Below are 20,614 nucleotides of genomic sequence, written 5' to 3' on the forward strand. Positions count from 1 at the left end.
ACTTTATTTAGAAAATATGTCAAGAATTTTTTCACAATTTCATGAAAAAGAGAACAGAATCCATATTCTGCTCCCTTTTTATCTTCTATAATAGTTGTATAATTACTTACTCTCCTTTAGCAAAACTAATAGCTTTTCAGATTCTGCCATAATAGTATTGTTGTCCTGAGAACCAAATGACAGGTTATTTTTTAATCCTATGAGAGTTTCGTTGGCATTGGACTTGAGAATTGGATCCTGAATCTTTTTAAGTAACTCTTCCGCCTCTCTCAGTTTTTCTTCTACCTTTTCAGTCTCAACCTGAGGTTCCTCTGGTTCCGATGGTGATTCTTCTTCTGATTCCTCTGGTTCTTTTGGTTTTGGAGATTCTGCTTTCTCATTTTTCGGTTTTTCTTCGCGAGGTTTTTCCTCCTCAATTTTTTCTGTCTGAGGTTTCTCCTCTGTTGGTTTCTCTGTTTGATTGTTAGCAGTTTGACTATTCTGGTTTCTGTGAACATGGTCGCTCGCATTGCCCCAACCACTATCTGAATGCGGACGTTCGTTTGGATGTTCGACATAATACTTCACAGTTTCAAATAGCTCTTCTAAAGTATACCCCTTAGGTGCCTCATAAAGTCCTTCGTCAAACCACTCAAATTTGATGTTATGGTAATGGTCGTAATGAGGTATAATTAAGCTACCATTTTTAACTTCAACAGTATGTTGTAGATTGTAAGGAATATGATCAAGTGGAACCTTCTTAGCTGCTTTTACTCGATTGTAAATCGCTTCTGCTCCCTTAGCTTCAGTATTTCCTGAACTTTGATGATTTGTTGAAGGAGGTGTCAAACCTTTCTCTTTAGCATAAGCTTGACCTGCTGCTCTTTCAGCTTCAGACAAACTATCTTTCTTAATCCAATGACTGTGGCTCATATGCGGAGTTACATAGGCATCTCCCTCATCACTGGTGATATCACGGGGATCAAAGATATAGCCATCTTCTGTTGTATACTTGCCTGCCAACTTGGCTACTTGAATCTCATTATCTGTGTAAGTTATTTGTGCATTTGGTTTTCCTAAACGTTCTGGATGACGAATAGGCGCTAGAAAAGCAAGGATATCATCAACTAACTTGACTTTATCACTTGACTCATCGTTGAGACGTTCCAATAGTCTATCCAAAGCGTCAAAATCAGCTTGGCGCCCTTTATTGGAAATCAAATCTTGATGAACTGTTGCTAGTAAATCATAAACTTTGTTATAAAATTTTTGATAACCAGATGCAAGATTGGTTTTCTTAGCTCCTAACTCATGAGACAAACTTTCTTGTTTGGCAAGTTTATTATCAATGACTGCAACAGTTTCTGCTGAAAGTTCCTTGGCAGAAATATAACGCGAAATTCCATTCTCTTCGAAGATATAACCATCAACCACCTTTCGAATCGCCTGTTTTACCAATTTTCCATCAATTGGATTGCTTGGAGCTGGTTGAGGATTTGGTACAGGTTGTGGACTTGGTATTGGGGTAGGCTCTGGAACAGGGATTGGATTTGGAAGACTTGGAGTCGGAATTGGTTTTAATTCTTTACCACCTGCAGTTGTATGATTTCCCTGATAATTTTCAGAAATCATTCTCGCAATCTTCTGCTCTAAATCAGACATTTGAGAATAAGGGATAAAATGATAGTGATCCCCATGAGGTACCGCTACCCCATTCGCAGTTTTTCTTGTAATTTGCGCTGGATCAAAGACAAGCCCATCTGATTCCACATGTCGTTGGCTGAGTGGCAAGGCATAAAGTTGTTTCAAAAGACTAGATACGTCTTCACTTGGACTTGCTTTATAACTATTATCCACTTGTGGGCTAACAGTTGGAGCCCATCTTCTAATATTTGTCTCAACATTACTATGATTTGTTTGTCCATATGAACTACTATTCGATGCCTCTGATAAGCTGCTAGAAGAATTTGTTGACGGACGATACCCAACTGAGCTTGTTTGGCCACCTTTACTAGATAGGAATGCTTGGGCCGCAGCTAATTCACTGGCAGACAAGTCACTCTTTGGAATATAGTGGAAATGATTGCCATGGGGAACGATGTAAGCATCACCAGTGTCCTCGATAATATCACTCGCATTAAAAACATAACCGTCATCCGTTGTATAACGTCCCTGAGCCCTTGCTAGGGTAACTTCATTGCTAACTTTTGTTCCACTACCATGTCCGTGTTCTTGCTTCTGACGATTGATCTCATCCTTACTACGAATATTTTCTGCATGGGATGCATCTTTGAGGTATACATAATAGCGACCCTCAACCTTAATGACATAACCACCCTTGACTTCGTTGACAATGTCTGAATCCTTCAACTGATAATTCGGATCTTTCATCAGAAGTTCTTCACTAATGATAGCATCATAAGGAACCTTGCCATTATAGTAATGATAATGGTCTCCATGTGAAGTTACGTAGCCTTGATCGGTAATCTTAACGACAATCTGTTCTGCATTAATACCTTCTCGCTGACTAACCTCATCTGGCGTCAGATTTTCAGTCTTAGCACTAGCCTGATTCCCTTCTATATAAGACACACGATTAGACTCTTTGCTAGTCTGTAACGCTTGGTAACGCCCCAATTCATAACTGGAAAGGCTTAATGCTAAAAGAGCTACCGAACCAAGAACATATTTTTTATTGATTTTCATCTAAACACACTTTCTATTTTCATTTATTCGTTAAAGAAGAACTATACTTTTCCTCAAGAACATCCTTAACCGGTTAAATATCGATTTAGAAAAATAACTCACTTTTAAAACTCCTCCTATTTTCTATATTTCAAACAAGATTTGAGCGAGTGAGTTACCTCTTTATGTGCTTAACCAGTTATTTAACTAGTTAATAGTTTACTCCTATAACATAAATCTGTCAAGAATTTTTTTGTCTTTCAGGTAAAATCTAGATAAAAAAGAGGAATATCCCCTAGTATAAGATAGATTCCTCTTTATAATATTTTAGTGTTGAAATGGCATAAAATCCGAAACAAAGGAAATGTTATCCTTATCTTCTGCGTTGACAAAATTTAAAAATAGCTTTTGAAATTCTTCAAATTCATAGTCTGAATGACAAATCCACTCCTTACCCGTCGAGACATACCATTTTCCAAGACTTGCAAGTTGCTCCTTGGTCAAGGATGGTACATGAGAGCAATGTTTAAAGTTAATAATATAAACTTTTTCATAGATTGATTTGATCAAATCTTTGAGCATAAACTTTCCTCGCTTAAATTCTATACCTAATAACTAGTTGTACTATTCAATCACTTGGGTTTCAGCTAGTTTTTTATACCAGTGAGCTGATTTCTTTGGATAGCGTTCTTGCGTTTCAAAGTCCACATAGAAGAGGCCATAGCGTTTTTCATAACCATTTGACCAAGAGAAGACGTCCATGAGTGACCAGATGAAGTATCCTTTGACTACTGCTCCATCAGTAATGGCATCTGAAATAACTTCCAAGTGTTGTTTCACATAATCAATACGTCCATCATCGTAAACAGTGTTATCGACAAATTCATCTTTGTATCCAAGTCCGTTTTCAGTGATGTAGATTTTCTTGTAGTTTGGATAATCCTTTTTCACGCGCATGATTTGGTCATATAATCCTTGTGGATAGATAATCCAGTCCCAGTCAGTGCGAGGTACATAGTCAGGAGCTACACGACGACCAACACCTTTAATTTGGTACTTAGAGCTTCCTTTCTCCCCTTTACCATTATGGATGATTTCAGTTTCACCATCAAAGGCTTCCATCCAGTCACTCATGTAGTAGTTAATTCCAAGGAAGTCGTTCAAATCTTTAGCTGCTTCAAGCGCTGCAAAGTCTTCGTCACGAAGATCCAAGCTACCACCATTGACGGATAAGATGTAGTTTACACCTTCCATGGTTGCATCTGAATAGTGTCCAAGGTAAGTAGCATCCAAGATAAATTTGTTGTGGATGATATCTTCTAACTCAGCAGCACGAACGTCTGCAGAGTTTTTAGGATCTAATGGATACTTAGTTGGAAGGGCGTGAACAACACCGATTTCACCTTTATAACCTTTGTCTTTGTACAATTTCACAGCACGAGCATGAGACACCATCATATTGTGGTGAGATTGGAATACTTTCGCAAGGTCGTATTGAATACCTGGTGGAAATTTACCTACCAAATATTGGCCATCACCGATAGGGCCGATTTCATTGAAAGTAGTCCAGTAGTTGACTTCTGGAAATTCTTCGAAACAGAAGGCAGCATAATTTACAAAGTGTTCGATGTTTTCACGATTCAAGAAGTCTCCATTTGAGTGAAGAGCTTCAGGTGTATCAAAGTGATGAAGAGTAACGAACGGTTCTACATGACGTTTATGACATTCTGCAAATAACTTATGATAGAATTCTACCCCTTTTGGATTTACTTCACCATAGCCAGTTGGGAAAATACGTGACCAAGCAATAGAAATACGAATTCCGTTTACGCCATATTCTTCAGCCAACTGTAAGTCTACTGGATATTTATGGTAGAAATCACTTGCTGGTTCAGCAGTATACCAATAGTTGTCTGCTAAGTATTTGTCCCATGCAACAGGACCTTTACCATCTGTATGAGTAGCTCCTTCTGCCTGATAAGCCGCTGTTGCGCCACCAAAAATAAAATCTTTAGGAAGTGTTTTTGTCATTTTTTCACCTATTTCTTGATTGGATAAAATGAAAAGCGAGCGGAGAGGAGCTAGTGAGCTATCCATCTCCGTCTCACTTCTTGTAGCAAGTCACCAAATAGTGACATGAGGAGGTAAAAACGATATCTTTTTACCGACGAATTAACAAGGCGATTAGGAAATTCGCCATAGCGATTTCCGTGATGATAGGAGACTGTTTTACAGTCCCTATCATCAATCGAATTGCGCTTGAACAAATGCAAGGGCACCTTTACCATCACGAGTCAACTTGATGTATTGAGCTCCTTCAGTCTTAGCCAATTTGATTCCAAGTTTATCTGTTTCAGCCTTCATGTCCTCATAGTTTGAAGCTACTTGAGGAGCAAGGATAACAAGGTCAAATTCTGGCAACATTTCACGGTGAGCTCCATAGCCACCCGCTGCAGCTTTAACTGGCACCTTGTATTCTGCTGCCGCTTTATTCAAGGCATTTGCAAGAAGACCACTTGTTCCTCCACCCGCACAAAGAACGAGCACGTTTGTTTCTTCAGTGATTGTATTTTGTGCTGATTCTACTCCAGCTTTTTCAAGGATAGCATCCGCTTTAGCAGTATTGAAGTTTGCGGCTACTTTTTCTTTTAATTCATCGTTGGCTTTACCAGAACGTTCTTCTTCAAGAATTTGTTCGTCATAAACTTTAAGGAATGGATAGTAGATTGCAATATCCACTACAATTAACAATGCTGCAAGAGCAAATGACAAGAACTGGAAGTTTGTACCAAGAACAATACCTAGAGGCCCAGGTGTAGTCCATGGAAGGTTGGCAGTAAATGAGTTCATGCCGAGAGTTTCGATAAAGAACTTAAAGATCCATACGTTTGCAATAGGTGCGAAGATAAATGGAATAAAGAAGATTGGATTCAAAACAAGTGGTGCACCAAACAAGATTGGTTCATTTACACCGAAGAAGGTTGGAACTACTGAAGCACGTCCGATGGCACGGTTACGCTTAGACTTACACAACCACATAAACATGAATGGAACTACAAGAGTTGCTCCTGTACCACCCATAGTGACGATAAACATTTGTGTACCAGATGTAAGGATCTTATCAGCGTGCATACCTTGTTGAAGAAGGTTCAAGTTGACTTCGGCATTTGCATAAGTGATCGCTGCAATCGCAGGTTCAACGATAGATGGGCCGTGAATACCGACAAACCAGAAGAAGGCAAAAGCACCAAAGATAATAGTAATACCAAGATAACCGTCTGCTGCTGAGAAAAGAGGTGCAAAGAACTTACCGATAGCTTCTGCTACACTAGCTCCAGCATATTGACGAGCGAGCAAGTCAAGAGCATAAAGTGAAACAACTGAGAGAGTTAATGGAATAACGTCTTTAAAGACTTGTGAGATATTCGGTGGAACTTCGTCAGGCATGCGAATAGTAACGTTGTTCTTCACACAAACCTTATAGATAGCTACAGTTACAAAAGCTGCCAGGAAGGCTGAAAGCAAACCTTTTGTTCCAAGGAAACCAGTTGCAAAGCCACCCTCGATTGGGTCAGCTGCTAACATCAGCAAACCAACAATAGCCGCCAATAGCGTTGACATATAGTTGATTTGGTTGGTTTTCTCCATACTACGATTGACGGAGTCTGTTAAAGATTTAGCAGTGGTACCAGCTACCAAGACTGCTAGAATCCCCATAGAGTAGCTGTAAGGTTTCATCAAAAGTGCTACTACTTCATCAGACCATTTAAAGCCCCAAGAGTTTGGAACAAAAGCAATCAAGATAAAAATACTTGAGAAGAGAATGACTGGCATTCCAGCGATAAATCCATCACGAATAGCACGAAGATAGATATTTCGAGATAGTTTTTCAAAGAAAGGCTTCCCTTTTTCGATATAGGCAATTAACTTATTCATTATTTAGCTCCTCTTTTATAAAGTTCAATTAAATGATGCATCAAATCTTTTAGCAAAATAGTTGTCATCAGGTGGTCTTGTCCATGCATCATGGTCACGCTATAAGCCAAATCTTCGCCAGCAGCTTCCTTGGTTAACAAGCTAGTTTGTGCGTGGTGGGCTTCAGCAATACAGCTACCAGCTTCCTCGACTAGGCTATCCGCTTTTGCAAAATCACCAACTTCAGCAGCCTTCAAGGCTTCCAATAGTTTTGAACGAGCATCGCCAGCATAGGCAACAATCTCAAAACCTAACAATGTTACTTCTTCTCTATTCATGATAGATTTCTCCTTATATATTTTTTAGTAAATCGTTATGACAATAAACGTTGGATGTGTAGAACAAGATAAACTCGTTCACTCTTGTAGAGGTCAAGACCAGTTTCCTGAGCAATGACCTCATAAATTTTACTACCAATCTCGAATGCTTCTGGATAGGTATTCTTTATATGTTCTTCCATATCGAGCAAGGATTGATTATCATCGCGACTACGATCCAGATAATCCAAAAAATAATTTAGATGAATCATAAAGCGGTCGTAGAAATTATTATTTTCAGGTGTTCGCTGGATTTTATAACTCTTCAAAACGCTTTCGACCCTCTTTAAAATTTCCTTTCTCTTATCAATTGACTCAACAACTTCGACTGCATTCTCACCTTCCGCGTTGATGAAGTGATAAGCGATGCGAATGATTTCGTCTTCAGGAAAATTTTCTGTCAGTTTTTGACGATAAATTTCAAAAGCTTCTTGTGCAATTTGAAAAGCGATAGGATATTTGGCAGAAATGTCAGGCAAGTTACTATCCTTATAGCGTCCTTGGCTAATAGCCTGATAAGAACAATAGATATGGTCTGTCAGAGTGACGTATAGATACTCTTGGACAGGATATTGATATTTTTTAGAAAGATTATCAATAATCTCATAAGTGACCGTAATAAAATCAAGCGGTACATCCTTGAGAAGAGCCATAAAGTTTTCGCGCGACTCTTCTGTTTTCATCCGAAAAACTTTTTCAACCTGATCCTCAGAAATCAAATCTCCCTTCTTCTTACCGAACGAAATCCCCTTACCAATTACGATCAACTCCTCTCCCTTGCTATTCCGCACGAGAGAAACATTGTTATTCATTGGATTTAATATCCGATACATGGCAACCTCCTTGCCCTATTATTTAAGTTTTGTAAGCATAAAAAATGACCACAAATGAACTCAAAAAATATACATCTGAGTCATCTGTGATCATGCCTAATATTACTTAGTAACACTCACTTTGTATTAACTTGTGACTTAAGTATAGCACAAGATTTTTATTTTGTAAACCTTTACATACAACTTTTTTTAAAAGTTTTTTAGCTAGGTTTTAAGACATAAAAGGGGGAAAATTTAGACACGTTCAGTCCATGAAGTAGCTGTTGTTTGAAGTACTTTATTGAGTTCATCAATGTTTTCAAAACCAGTTGTACGAAGCCATTCGCGAGCTGCTGCTTCTCCATCTTTGATGTAAGCTTCAACAGATCCAGCCCATGTTGCACGTCCACAAAGAACACCATTGAAGTTTGCGCCTGATTCATGGGCAAAGACAAGTGTTTCTTGGAAGAGTTTAGCAGATACACCTGCACTCAAGTAGATGTATGGAAGGTTAGTTGCTTCGTCTTGCGCTTTGAAGAAAGCAGCTGCTTCTTCGCGTGTATGAACGATTTCGCCATCGCCAAAACCTTCAACGTATTTCACGTTAACTGGAACTTCCACTTTCAAGACATCGATGTTGAAACGTGGATCTGAGAAGACTTTCATAGCGCCGATAACCTTGTGTGGTTTTACTTTAGCGTATTCTGCAGAACCTGCATCTGCAATCTTTTCATCGTAAGCCAAGATTTCAAGGAAGAATGGAATATCTTCAGCCACACACTCAGAACCGATACGTTCGATGTAGGCTTGTTTTTGTTGGTTGAGTTCATCAGAGCTATCTACGTCATAGTAAAGTAAGAACTTAACTGCATCTGCACCTTGTTCTTTGATACGTTTTGCAGACCAAACATCCAAGCAGTCTGGCAAGCGTTTTGTGCTTGTTGTGTCATAACCTGTTTTTTCATAAGCAAGGAGAAGACCAGCTTTTTCATCAAGAGCTTTAGTAGCTGGAAGTCCATACTCAGGGTCAAGAAGCATAGATGAAGCGTATTTAGTCAATTCATCTGCAACCAAGACTTTAAGTTCTTCCATTTGAGCCACAGTTGGTTCTTCTGTTTGGTATTGAGCCATGAGGCGTTTCAAAGCACCACGTTGGTCAAAAGCAAGAGCTGAGATGATACCATTTTCATCTGAAAGTTTTTCTAAGCGTGCACGTTTTTGTTCTGTTAAAGCCATTTTATACCTCTTTTACTATTAATTGATTATATAGAGCTTGATAGTTGGCCATGTTGACATGACCAGTCATTTTTTCTTGAGCATTGAGCATACCAAGGACATTAGCCTTAGTCAGTAATTCTTGATCAGATTCTTTATGGAACAATCCTGAAGCAATACCTGCTACTGTAGAATCACCAGATCCAACTGGGTTTACAACTTGGATTTTTGGAATATCTACTTTATAGAAAGTATCACCGTGCTTAGCAAATGCACCATTAGCACCTAATGAAACGATAATCCACTCGATTCCATCAAATAGTGGTTCTTGAAGAACAGCTTTTAGCTCATCCAAATCTTTAGAAATTTCTCTTCCTAAAAGTTGAGACAATTCTTCATTATTTGGTTTGATGACTGTTGGTTTATGTGGTGATTCAAGAACTGCCTGAAGTGCAGCGCCTGAACAGTCCAATACAACAGGTTTCCCAGCATGGTTAGCAAGTTCAACCAGACTAGCATAATAATCCACTGGAAGTCCTGCTGGTAGACTACCTGAAATGGCCACTACCTCTACAGTCTCTAAAAGTTCTTTGAAATGAGCCAAGAAATCTTGACCTTCTTTTTCTTGAACTTCAGGACCTTTTTCTAGGATTTCTGTTTGGTTTTCTCCATGTAGAATTGCGATACAGTTACGGGTTTCACCTTGAATAGAGAAGAAACGTTTGCTTACTTTATCATCAATATTTTCTACTAAAAAATCACCAAGTTTACCACCGACAAGTCCTGTTGCGACTACAGAGTCTCCAAATTCTGATAGGACACGAGTAACGTTAAGACCTTTACCACCAGACGTTTTCGTAACATCTACAACACGGTTGACAGTGTCAATTTTTAATTCATCCAAAGGATAGGAAATATCAATGGATGGATTCATTGTGACTGTTAAAATCATAAGTCACCTCTTAGTCGTGGTATTCACCACGATCCCATTTTTCAAGGAACTCTGTAAAGAAGTTGGCATCCGTTTGATGATCGTTATGAGTTTCAACGTGTTGAATTTTAGCGATCAATTTTTTGTTTTCTTCAGATGGTTTGTATTCAGCATTGATGAAAGCTTCAATGATATCACACATAAGCAATTCACCAGTGATTTTACCACCAAATCCGATAACGTTGGCATTCAATTGTTCTTTTGCATAAAGGGCTGTTGTCATATCACGAACCAAAGCAGAACGAACACCTGGAACTTTGTTAACAGCATTATTGATACCTACACCAGTACCACAGATACATACACCAAGATCAGCTTGGCCACTAACTACTGCTTCACCAACTTTTTTACCAAAGATTGGGTAGTGAGTACGAGCGTGGTCATAAGTACCAAAGTCGATGACTTCATGTCCTTTTGATTTCAAAAATTCTGAAACCGCCATTTTTTCATTAGTTACGATGTGGTCACATCCAATTGCAATTCTCATTTTTATCTTACCTTTCTTTCGTTATAAAAATTAGCACATTTTGTTCAACATGTCGACACGAATTTGGTGACGACCGCCGTCATACTTACCATTTACAAAGCCTTTAGCAATGTTTTTAGCCAATTCGTCACCAACGAGTTGAGCACCCATAGTAATCATACGTGAGTTGTTGTGACCACGAGTCATATAGGCTGAACGTTCGTCAGATACTTCTGCAGCAACCATTCCCTTGATTTTAGTAGCAACCATAAATGGACCTGCACCATAAGCATCAATGACAATACCAAGGTTTTGTTCTTCTTTTTTAACTTCTTCAGCAACTGCAAGAGTTACATCAACGAAGTCTTGACCTTCAGCTGTAACATCCACCACGTGGAAGTTTTCTTTTTCCAAGAAATCTTTAACGACTTCTTTCAATCTCAAACCTGCAGCATCTGCACCAATAACAATAGACATATTGTATACTCCTTTTTTATATAGACCAGTAAAAATTTTTGGGTTCTGGAAAGAAAATGACCATTACCAAGTAGTTACTGGTAGTTTTTGTTGACTATTTTAGTTTAAGAATGATTTATCTAATCACTCTTTGTAACTTCTCCGTGGAGAAATTGGAAGAATAACTTGTTAAAACAAACACAAATTGTTCTTTCTAAACATAATATACTACTATTGTTTAAAAAAGTCAACAGTTTATGTTTGTTTTTGTTTATTTTTTAGAAAATTTCTATATCAAAACCAATTTGATCACTTTGACCTGGATTTAAGATTCGAACATTTTTCTTATCCTCTAGATGATCGCCCTCTTCAAGTGATGTTGACAAACCTGACCAAGGTTCCAGAGCAAGGAAGGGACCTTTATTAAGCGTTGACCAAACGATGAGGTTTGGAAACTCTTTAAAGTCTAGTTTTAATCCCTTATCATGCTTACGTGACCGTAAGGAAACAGAGCGAGAGGCTAACTCATCTAAAGTCACAGCATCATAGCTAAAGAAATCATAGTTTAGATTCAATTCTTTTTGGTCTTTTAACCAGCTACTTCTATCTTGAAAATCTAACATTCCTGTTTCTGGGAATGGTTTAGGAACTGTACAAGTTTCTGGCTTTTCAAATTCAAGATAGTAGTCTTCATAAGCTTCATCATCAAATAAAGGACAGTTAAAGCCTGGATGTCCACCAATAAAGTAAGGCATTTTCTTATCTGTTTCCTTATTGCTAACTTGATACTGTGTTCGAATAGTCTTTCCCGTAACAGTATAAGTTATTTCTAGACGAAAATGATAGGGATAGTTCTCATACATTTCTTGGTCATCTTCGATCGCAAAGGTGACAGAGTTCTCTGTTTGTTCTACTAATTCAAATTCTTTTTTTCGAACCAATCCATGACGTGGAATTTTACCTGTTACTTGACTACCATCTTCTTGATTATATAGGACAGTATCATTTCTAACAGATCCACAAATTGGAAATAGAACAGGTGCTTGTCCACTCCAGTAAGTTGGATCTCCCTGCCACAAATACTCAATTCCATCTTTGTCTTTTATTGAAGAAAGTGCACCACCAAAAGTTTGAAACTGTACACTTAGCTGTTCTGTTTTTAATTCAATCATTAGAATTACCTCCATTTATTTAAGGCCTAAAAAAACTAGGCTGTCGACTCCAGATTTGGAAACTGACAACCTAGTTTTTACAATTTACATTTTTAGGAGCGAATTATTTTGCGTTTGCTGCGTATTCTTCATTACGTTTGATCATTTGTTTTCTGTACCATGCAAAGATACCAACGTAGAATACTAGGAATACTAACGCGCCAAGGATAGCTTTGATATCACCAGTTGTAGCATTACCAATTGCCCAACCAAATAGTTTTTCGATTGGTCCTTCAAGAGTTGAGTGAGTAATCAATTGAGTTTGGCTTACACCTTCTGGGAAGGCACCTACACCTTTAGCAAGTTCTGTTGCGAATGGTGCGATAAGTGTACCTGAAAGAAGGAAGAGTGGTAACAAGAGTGTTCCGAAGATAATCATACGGAGCAATTTACCACGAGTAACTACCAAGAGAGCTGGAGTTACACCCATTGCGATGATACCAGCTAGTGGCAAGATACCATTTCCGACATTTGAAAGAAGCACAGCTTCAACCAACATGATTGGTGCAAGTACGTTGGCACAAGCCCAGATTTCAGCACGACCAGCGATAAATGGCCAGTCAAGACCGATGTTGAATTTACGTCCTTGAAGACGTTTAGTAGCAACGTTTGTAATACCTTGTGAAAGTGGTTCTACGGCTGCGATGAACCATGAACCGATAAGTGAGAAGAGCTCCAAGCAGACACCGGCAGTCAAACCAAGTGACAACCAGCCTTTAATAACAAGTTCCCATTTATCAGCACCTTCAACACCAGGAACTGGATGTGGAGTTCCCATCAAACCGATAACGATACCAAGGATGAAACCGATGAAGAATTTAGATCCCCAGAAACCGATTCGTTTATTCAATTTAGCAGCGTCAAAGTCGTATTTATCAAGACCTGGGAAGAGTTTATCAAAAATCTTATCCAAAACCATGATAACTGGGTTCATCATGTAGTTCATGTGAGTTGAAGTCATTGGTGATGAACTTGGTGCGTTAAGAAGGTCATCAAATGTTGGTTTCATCAAGTCAGAGTTGATGATTTTAAGAACCCCAACAAGAACAACTGCTGCAGTCGCGATGAAGAGTGAAACTCCTTGGCTAACTCCATTGTTGTCAGCGTACCATTTAATCAAAAGACCTGTGATAGACAAGTGCCAGATATCAAAGATATCGACGTCAAGTGTATCAGTTTTCTTCATTGCAAGCATTACAATGTTGACGATCAACATCACAAGCAAGAAGTAAAGTGTCCAAGCTGAACCCCAAGTGATTGTAGCAAGTGGTGCCCAACCAACGTCGGTAATATTCAATTGAATACCAGTGTTTTCAACGAATTTTGCAAGAGAAGCTGAGAAAGCTCCGTTAAGCATTCCGATGATAGCACCGATACCAGTAAGAGCGATGGCAAGTTTGATACCACCTTCAAGCGCCTTGGAGAATTTCACTCCAAAAAGTAGAGCCAATAGTGTCAAAATGATCAGCATGATGATCGGTCCACCCATTTCCAAGATAGGCTTGAACACCTTATTGGCTAGTTCGATAATGATATCCATAATTTTCCTCCCTTTATTTTTATGGAATATTTACAAATTAATAATTAGCTTAGACCATGTTCTTTGATAGCTGCTTCAATATTATCATAGACTGGAGCGCTCATAGCTGGAATACGGAACAAGATTGGTCCTGCTTCAACAACTGGGATACCTGGTTCAAAACCTAAATCAGTAGCAGCGATTGGTGTGAAGATATCATAACCTTTAATCAAGTCTTCATTGACATCTTTTACCATAACAGCATCACATTGAACATCGTACCCACGGTTAGAAAGTTCTTCTTCAAGAGCACTTTTAATTTGGTGGCTTGAGTTAACACCTGCACCACAAGCAGCAAGAATTTTAATCATTTGGATTTCCTCCGTTTTTATATAAAAATTATTAACAAATTAAGCAGTCGCTTCTGAGATGTATTGGAACAAAGCTTCAGGTTCCGTAATCTTAGATAGCGCTTCAAGGTGACCATTGCCTGTAAAGAAGTCCATCAACTGTGCAAGAATATTTGTTTGACTTGAACTTGAATTGTTGATGATAAAGAAGAGTAATGATACTTCTACTTCCTTATCAGGGGCAATCATATTGTGGAACGTTACTGGTTTTTCCAGACGAACCACGACAACATTCTCAGTTAGATTATGAATTGTATCAGTATGAGGGATAGCTACGTTAGGCAAATCCTTCCCTAAAAACTCCATATCCAAACCAGTTGGGAACGATTTTTCACGTTCAATCAAGGCCGATCGATAGGTCTCTGTAACAACTTTCTTTTCTTCCAATAGGGTTGCAACTTGATCGAAAAGTTGCTCTTGATTATCTGCTTCTAAGCAAAAGACTAAGTCTTTGTCAAAGAAATGATCTAATCCCATGACCTTCTCCCTTCATATTTAACTTTTATGGTATAAGTATAACACTATATGAAACCGTTGTCAATATTTTTTTGTTGCATTTTGTTTGATTTTTATTTTTTTTGTTTACGAATTAAACATTTAATCATTTCAAACATATTTTTTATAATTTCCTAATAAGTATAATAAAAAAAACAGGAATGACTCCTGTTTTCACGATGTTAACTCTTTTTATTGGTCCAACTTTCTTCCACCATTGGAAGGAGATTTTTTAATACCTCTGTAACACCTTCGAGAGAAACATATCTAAACTTGCCATCATCTGATTTAAATACCCAGATAATTAGATATTTACCATTCTTAGCAATACAGTTTACTACATAGGCCTCATAGCCTCCGATAGTTGATTTTGACCCCCATACCTTGGAAAAGTCTTGACTTTTCTGTTTAGATTCATAAATGCTAGTTGAAATTTGAACAGTTTCAAGCGCTGCATATTCACTTTCACTAATACCAAACTGCTCAGGTTTAAAGGTATTGAGAGTTACAATATTGACATCCGTCCCATCACAGTACTGAATGTCACCTCCACCTTCAATTTCTTTGAAATGAACCCATGATTTAGGAATTTTCACATAGCCATAATCATCTGAACCTACTATTTGAGTTTCTTATGTCTGACTAGATAAGAAAGGCGATGATTAAGTGTCACTAGGCCGGACGTGATTTGCAACCACGTAAAAAAGCCTCAGTATTCGCACTGCTGGTGCTTTTCCATTGCTCATGGCTTAGAAAACTATCACTTTTTCGCAAAATCCGTATAACACATTTACGGAGCAGGTGCAAGAAAATGCGTTTTTTGAGAAGTTCTGACTAAAAATACGTCTATTTATTTTTTATTGTTTTTTATTGTAGAGCAGACCCAACCGAATGAACATAGGTTGTAGAAAGCAAATGAAAAAACTGCAAGGATGATAGATCCTGTATCTAAATAACCTCTTTCAAGACCGTTTTTCAACAACAACAAGCCTGTAGTTTCGACAACGATCAAACATAAAAATATATAAAAAATTTTCGCCTTAAGCATATTGTTACCGCTTTCTTTTTATTTGGTTTTATTGTATAATAAAAATTGAAAAAAATCAAAAAAACATAACCACCCATCTAACGGGTGGTTTGCACCAGAACGCTATAAGCCCAAATTACCAGCCAGCGCCTAAAGACGCTGGCTTTCACCTTGTTCAAGCCTCATTGCTCTTGACTCGTCACTTGCCTCTTAAAAAGGCGTGAGTATTACTTACCACTATCCCTAAAGGGATCCTCATATTATTTTATACTCAATTTATCTAGTGCTATATCATGCTTTACTCGTTCTCAAAGTTTTATACTCGTGAAGAAATCATCCACTGGATAATTTCTTTAATCTTGAATATATTTCTTAATTGTGGCTTCATTAAGCTCTATTGTACTCACATAATAACCTTCCGCCCAGAAATGTCGATTCCCAAACTTGTATAGTTTATTGAAATAAGATATGAACAAAGAGATTAGGAAAGTCAAATCAATTTCTAAAAATGTTTTAGAATCTGTAGTGTACTATCCCAAGTTCAATCTGCTATACTTGAGGTTGGCGCGTTTGTCAAACATTAAGAAAAGAGGCTGGGCAAAAAATCTTTAAAATCAGAAAAACGCATAATATCAGATGTTGAAAACCTTGATACTATGCGTTATATTTTTTCATTTTCGGAGAAAATTGACTTTTTACCCAGCCTCTTAAAAAATCATTATTTTATAATTATCTTATTTTTTCTTGAGAGCTCAACTATTCTTCATCCATGCTCAATACGCTGAGGAAGGCTTCTTGTGGTACTTCTACAGAACCGATGGCTTTCATGCGTTTCTTACCAGCTTTTTGTTTTTCAAGAAGTTTGCGTTTACGAGAAACGTCACCACCGTAACACTTAGCAAGTACGTTCTTACGAAGAGCCTTGATATCAGTACGAGCCACAATCTTGTGCCCAATAGCTGCTTGAATCGGCACTTCAAATTGTTGACGAGGGATGATTTTCTTGAGCTTATCAACAATGAGTTTCCCACGTTCATAAGCAAAGTCTTTGTGAACAATAAAGCTAAGAGCATCCACCTTATCACCATTAAGAAGGATATCCATTTTCACCAGCTTAGATGGACGATACTCTGACAACTCGTAGTCAAAACTTGCATAACCACGTGTTGAAGATTTGAGCTTATCAAAGAAGTCAAAGACGATTTCAGCAAGTGGAATTTGATAGATAACATTGACTCGGTTATCATCAATATAGTCCATAGTTACAAAATCCCCACGTTTGCGTTGAGCCAATTCCATTACTGCCCCGACAAACTCCTGTGGTACCATGATTTGAGCTTTGACATAAGGTTCTTCAATGGTAGCAATTTTGGTTGGGTCTGGGAATTCTGATGGGTTAGATACATCCATTGATTCACCGTCAGTCAAGTTAACCTTATAAATAACAGACGGAGCTGTCATAATGAGGTCAATGTTAAACTCACGTTCCAAACGTTCTTGGATAACATCCATATGAAGAAGACCAAGGAAACCACAACGGAAACCAAATCCAAGAGCCTGGGATGTTTCTGGTTCAAACTGCAAGCTAGCATCATTTAGTTGCAATTTTTCAAGGGCTTCACGAAGGTCGTTGTATTTATTTGACTCGATTGGATAGAGACCTGCGAAAACCATCGGATTCATCTGCTTGTATCCTGAAAGTGGTTCGGTCGCTGGATTTGTCGCCAAGGTTACTGTATCACCGACACGTGTGTCCTGAACAGTCTTGATAGAAGCCGCGATATAACCAACGTCACCCGTCGCAAGGAAATCACGCCCAACTGCTTTAGGTGTGAAAATTCCGACTTCAGTTACATCGAAGGTTTTACCATTGCTCATGAGCTGAATCTTATCACCAGGTTTGACTACTCCATCCATGACACGAACTTGGAGGATAACACCACGATAGGCATCATAAACTGAGTCAAAAATCAAAGCTTTCAATGGTGCTGACACGTCACCAGTTGGGGCTGGTACTTTTTCGACAATTTGTTCGAGAATTTCTTCGATACCGATACCCGCCTTGGCTGAAGCTAATACAGCTTCACTGGCATCCAAACCAATGACATCCTCAATCTCAGTACGCACGCGCTCTGGATCTGCAGCTGGCAGGTCAATCTTGTTAATAACTGGCATGATTTCCAAATCATTATCCAAGGCCAGATAAACATTGGCAAGGGTTTGAGCCTCAATCCCTTGGGCAGCATCAACGACCAAAATAGCACCTTCACAGGCAGCTAGGGAACGTGAAACCTCATAGGTAAAGTCCACGTGTCCAGGTGTGTCAATCAAGTGGAAGATATAAGTCTCACCATCTTTAGCCGTATAATTAAGCTCGATAGCATTAAGCTTGATAGTAATTCCACGTTCACGTTCAAGGTCCATACTATCAAGAAGTTGGGCCTGCATTTCACGACTGGAAACTGTCTCTGTCTTTTCCAAAATACGGTCTGCTAGTGTTGACTTTCCATGGTCAATATGGGCGATAATAGAGAAGTTACGAATCTTCTCCTGTCGTTTTTTCAATTCTTCTAAGTTCATCATTCTCTTCCTTTCAGGGTATCTATTAATTATAAATTGTTTTTAACATTTTGACAAGACCATACCCTGTTAGGAGTACTAATCTTCAGCAACAAAGCCATCATTTTCGATGAAATAGTGCTCAGTCATACCTTGGTCGGTAAAGACAATACCGTGAAGGACACCGCCGTAAACAGCTCCTCCATCCATTCCAATCTTACAGTCTTCTGTCATCCAAAGTTCAGATGTACCAGGTTTTTGATCCAACAAACCATAGACTGGTGTATGTCCAAAGACAATGGTTTTTCCAGTATGATTGGCTGCTTCGTGGAATGGTTTTCTGAGCCATACCTTCTTATAATCGGTAGTATCATGCCAATCATCCAAAGTCAAATCAATACCAGCATGAACAAAGATATACTTATCTGTTTCAATGACAAAAGGCATCTGACGGATAAACTCCACTAAGTCTGCTGCTTCTGTCTCGACACGCTTCGCATCTGCTACTCCATCTACTGGTGCATCTAGTGGACGGCCTAAAATGGAATTAATGGTTGTATCCCCACCATTACGACGATAGTGGTCATAGCTTTCTACAGGATTATCCAGCCAAGTCAAAAACATGTACTCGTGGTTTCCTGATAAGCAAATAGCTCCTTGCTTATCTACCAAATCCTTGACCATTTCAAGAACACGGCGGCTATCTTCTCCTCTATCAATCAAATCTCCAAGAAAGAGCAATTGAGTTTTGCCATCCCATGTTTTAAGTAAGTCTTCTAACATTCCAGCTTTTCCGTGGACATCACCAATTACATAATAGTCTGTCATTTATTTCTCCTTACTTTGTAATAATTCTCTCGCTTGAGTCAATGCTGCTTCTGTCACATTCTCTCCAGCCAACATCTTAGCGACTTCTTCAATCCTTTCTTCAACTGTTAGCAAGCGAACTGTTGAAACGGTTGAATGCTCATTGCTAATCTTTTCGATGAAGAACTGATAATCTGCAATCGCAATAACTTGAGGAAGGTGAGAAATAGCTAATACTTGACCGTGCTGTCCAATTTTATGAATCTTTTGCGCAATAGCTTGAGCCACACGACCTGAAACTCCCGTATCCACTTCATCAAAGACAATACTTGTCTTGCCTTCTTTGCGAGAAAAGGCGGATTTAATGGCTAGCATAAGACGGGATAATTCCCCACCGGATGCAACCTTGACCAAGGGTTTAAAGTCTTCGCCAGGGTTGGTTGAAATGTAAAACTCAACACTCTCATTACCTTCGCGACTGAATTTTCCTTGACTAAAACGAACTTGAAATTGTGCTTTCTCCATGTATAGGTCTTGCAATTCTTGCTTGATTTCAGCTTCTAAGTCCTGCGCTATTTTATGGCGAGCTTGAGCAACTTGACCTGCTAAATCCACAAGTTTTTTTTCAAGTTTCTTGAGTTCGATTTCCATATCTTCAGAAGATAAATTATTTCCTGTTAGAAGATTGTATTCGTCTGTAATCTTGGCAAAGTATTCAAGGACATCATCTACACTACCACCATACTTACGGGTAATGGTGTGAATTAAATCTAGTCGGCTTTCAACCTGCATCAAACGATTACCATCAAAATCTAGATCATCAATAATGGATTCCAACCGCTTGGTGATATCTTCTAGAACATAATAGGATTCAGAAAGGGAGTTTGAAATCTCACGATACTCTGGATCGAACTCTTCAAGACTTTCCATATCATTCATGGCCGAACGAACATTTGCAAGGCTTGAAAATTCTTCATTATCAAGCATACTATAAGCATTTGTTAAAGTATCGGCGATATGTTTATGGTTAAGAAGTTTGTCTCTTTCTTGATTAAGGGCAATATCTTCACCAGCTTTCAAATTAGCTTCTTCAATCTCAGCCATCTGAAATTCCAACATTTCAATTCGAGCCTTGTGTTCCTGCTGATTTTTTTTGATGTCAAGCACTTGCTTACGCATACGGCGATAGTTATCAAATCTCATCTGATAGGCTTCTTTTAATTCAAAGAAAGAAGCATCCCCAAACTCATCCAACATCTGAATATGTCGATGTGGGCGCATTAACTCCTCTTGGTCATGTTGACCATGGATATCAACTAGCTGTTGACCAATCGTCCTTAACACTGACAGATTAACCATCTGTCCATTGACACGACTGATGCTTCGGCCGTTTTGTAAAATTTCGCGACGAATAATGATTTCATCACTCAATTCTAATCCTTGTTCATCAAAAATTTCTTCTAGCGCGCGATTACTTTCAATTGAAAAAAGACCTTCAATTTCCGCTTTTGGAGCCCCATGACGAATAACTTCTGTTGTAGCTCGAGCTCCTAACATCATATTCATAGCGTCAATAATGATTGATTTACCCGCACCTGTTTCACCAGTTAAAACTGTCATCCCTTGTTCAAAGTTCAAAGAAATTGATTCGATGATAGCAAAATTTTTAATCGAAATTTCCAGTAACATA

The 20,614-nt window shown here is 38.5% G+C and carries 17 protein-coding genes and 2 pseudogenes; all 19 read right to left on the reverse strand.

Going from position 1 to position 20,614, the window contains the following annotated elements; all coding sequences use genetic code 11:
- Window positions 1–102: 102 nt before the first annotated feature.
- A complete protein-coding gene (locus QM450_RS08925; protein ID WP_414320345.1) occupies window positions 103–2,685 on the reverse strand; it encodes a pneumococcal-type histidine triad protein in 2,583 nt (860 codons plus the stop codon).
- 306 nt (window positions 2,686–2,991) lie between these two features.
- Entirely contained in the window at window positions 2,992–3,246 is a 255-nt protein-coding gene (locus QM450_RS08930; protein WP_414320346.1) for a DUF3884 family protein, read from the reverse strand.
- Between the two features lie 42 nt (window positions 3,247–3,288).
- Complete coding sequence (gene lacG / locus QM450_RS08935; RefSeq protein WP_414320347.1) at window positions 3,289–4,695, reverse strand: 6-phospho-beta-galactosidase; 1,407 nt, start codon at window positions 4,693–4,695, stop codon at window positions 3,289–3,291.
- 213 nt (window positions 4,696–4,908) lie between these two features.
- Window positions 4,909–6,600, reverse strand: coding sequence for a lactose-specific PTS transporter subunit EIIC (locus QM450_RS08940; protein ID WP_414320348.1), 1,692 nt, complete (start codon window positions 6,598–6,600; stop codon window positions 4,909–4,911).
- Entirely contained in the window at window positions 6,600–6,917 is a 318-nt protein-coding gene (locus tag QM450_RS08945) for a PTS lactose/cellobiose transporter subunit IIA (RefSeq protein ID WP_414320349.1), read from the reverse strand. Before QM450_RS08945 ends, QM450_RS08940 begins: the two co-directional genes overlap by 1 nt.
- Window positions 6,918–6,952: 35 nt before the next feature.
- Window positions 6,953–7,789: a PRD domain-containing protein gene (locus QM450_RS08950; RefSeq protein ID WP_414320350.1), complete on the reverse strand. Its 837-nt coding sequence runs from the start codon at window positions 7,787–7,789 to the stop codon at window positions 6,953–6,955.
- A 234-nt stretch (window positions 7,790–8,023) separates the two neighbouring features.
- A complete protein-coding gene (gene lacD / locus QM450_RS08955; protein WP_414320351.1) occupies window positions 8,024–9,004 on the reverse strand; it encodes a tagatose-bisphosphate aldolase in 981 nt (326 codons plus the stop codon).
- 1 nt (window position 9,005) lies between these two features.
- Complete coding sequence (locus tag QM450_RS08960) at window positions 9,006–9,935, reverse strand: tagatose-6-phosphate kinase (RefSeq protein WP_414320352.1); 930 nt, start codon at window positions 9,933–9,935, stop codon at window positions 9,006–9,008.
- Window positions 9,936–9,945: 10 nt separating this feature from the next.
- Window positions 9,946–10,461: a galactose-6-phosphate isomerase subunit LacB gene (lacB, locus tag QM450_RS08965; protein ID WP_001216925.1), complete on the reverse strand. Its 516-nt coding sequence runs from the start codon at window positions 10,459–10,461 to the stop codon at window positions 9,946–9,948.
- A 30-nt stretch (window positions 10,462–10,491) separates the two neighbouring features.
- The gene (gene lacA / locus QM450_RS08970; RefSeq protein ID WP_000029280.1) at window positions 10,492–10,917 is read right to left on the reverse strand and encodes a galactose-6-phosphate isomerase subunit LacA; all 426 of its coding nucleotides are present in this window, start codon (window positions 10,915–10,917) and stop codon (window positions 10,492–10,494) included.
- Window positions 10,918–11,174: 257 nt separating this feature from the next.
- Window positions 11,175–12,068, reverse strand: a complete 894-nt coding sequence (locus QM450_RS08975; RefSeq protein ID WP_414320353.1) for an aldose 1-epimerase family protein — start codon at window positions 12,066–12,068, stop codon at window positions 11,175–11,177.
- Window positions 12,069–12,171: 103 nt separating this feature from the next.
- The gene (locus QM450_RS08980) at window positions 12,172–13,647 is read right to left on the reverse strand and encodes a PTS galactitol transporter subunit IIC (RefSeq protein ID WP_248034357.1); all 1,476 of its coding nucleotides are present in this window, start codon (window positions 13,645–13,647) and stop codon (window positions 12,172–12,174) included.
- Between the two features lie 44 nt (window positions 13,648–13,691).
- The gene (locus QM450_RS08985) at window positions 13,692–13,997 is read right to left on the reverse strand and encodes a PTS sugar transporter subunit IIB (RefSeq protein ID WP_000590576.1); all 306 of its coding nucleotides are present in this window, start codon (window positions 13,995–13,997) and stop codon (window positions 13,692–13,694) included.
- Window positions 13,998–14,036: 39 nt separating this feature from the next.
- A complete protein-coding gene (locus QM450_RS08990) occupies window positions 14,037–14,513 on the reverse strand; it encodes a PTS sugar transporter subunit IIA (RefSeq protein WP_000521965.1) in 477 nt (158 codons plus the stop codon).
- 200 nt (window positions 14,514–14,713) lie between these two features.
- Window positions 14,714–15,163, reverse strand: a pseudogene (locus QM450_RS08995) (hypothetical protein); the annotation flags it as partial.
- 655 nt (window positions 15,164–15,818) lie between these two features.
- A pseudogene (locus QM450_RS09000) lies at window positions 15,819–16,016 on the reverse strand (hypothetical protein); the annotation flags it as partial.
- 298 nt (window positions 16,017–16,314) lie between these two features.
- Window positions 16,315–18,138, reverse strand: a complete 1,824-nt coding sequence (lepA, locus tag QM450_RS09005; RefSeq protein WP_414320370.1) for a translation elongation factor 4 — start codon at window positions 18,136–18,138, stop codon at window positions 16,315–16,317.
- A gap of 78 nt (window positions 18,139–18,216) precedes the next feature.
- Window positions 18,217–18,945 carry a metallophosphoesterase family protein gene (locus tag QM450_RS09010; RefSeq protein ID WP_414320354.1) on the reverse strand — a complete coding sequence of 243 codons (729 nt, stop codon included), beginning with the start codon at window positions 18,943–18,945 and terminating at the stop codon, window positions 18,217–18,219.
- Window positions 18,946–20,613, reverse strand: coding sequence for a DNA repair protein RecN (recN, locus tag QM450_RS09015; RefSeq protein ID WP_414320355.1), 1,668 nt, complete (start codon window positions 20,611–20,613; stop codon window positions 18,946–18,948).
- Window position 20,614: the final 1 nt, after the last annotated feature.

This window comes from Streptococcus infantis (assembly GCF_047464615.1).
In the GTDB taxonomy this organism is placed as follows: domain Bacteria; phylum Bacillota; class Bacilli; order Lactobacillales; family Streptococcaceae; genus Streptococcus; species Streptococcus infantis_Y.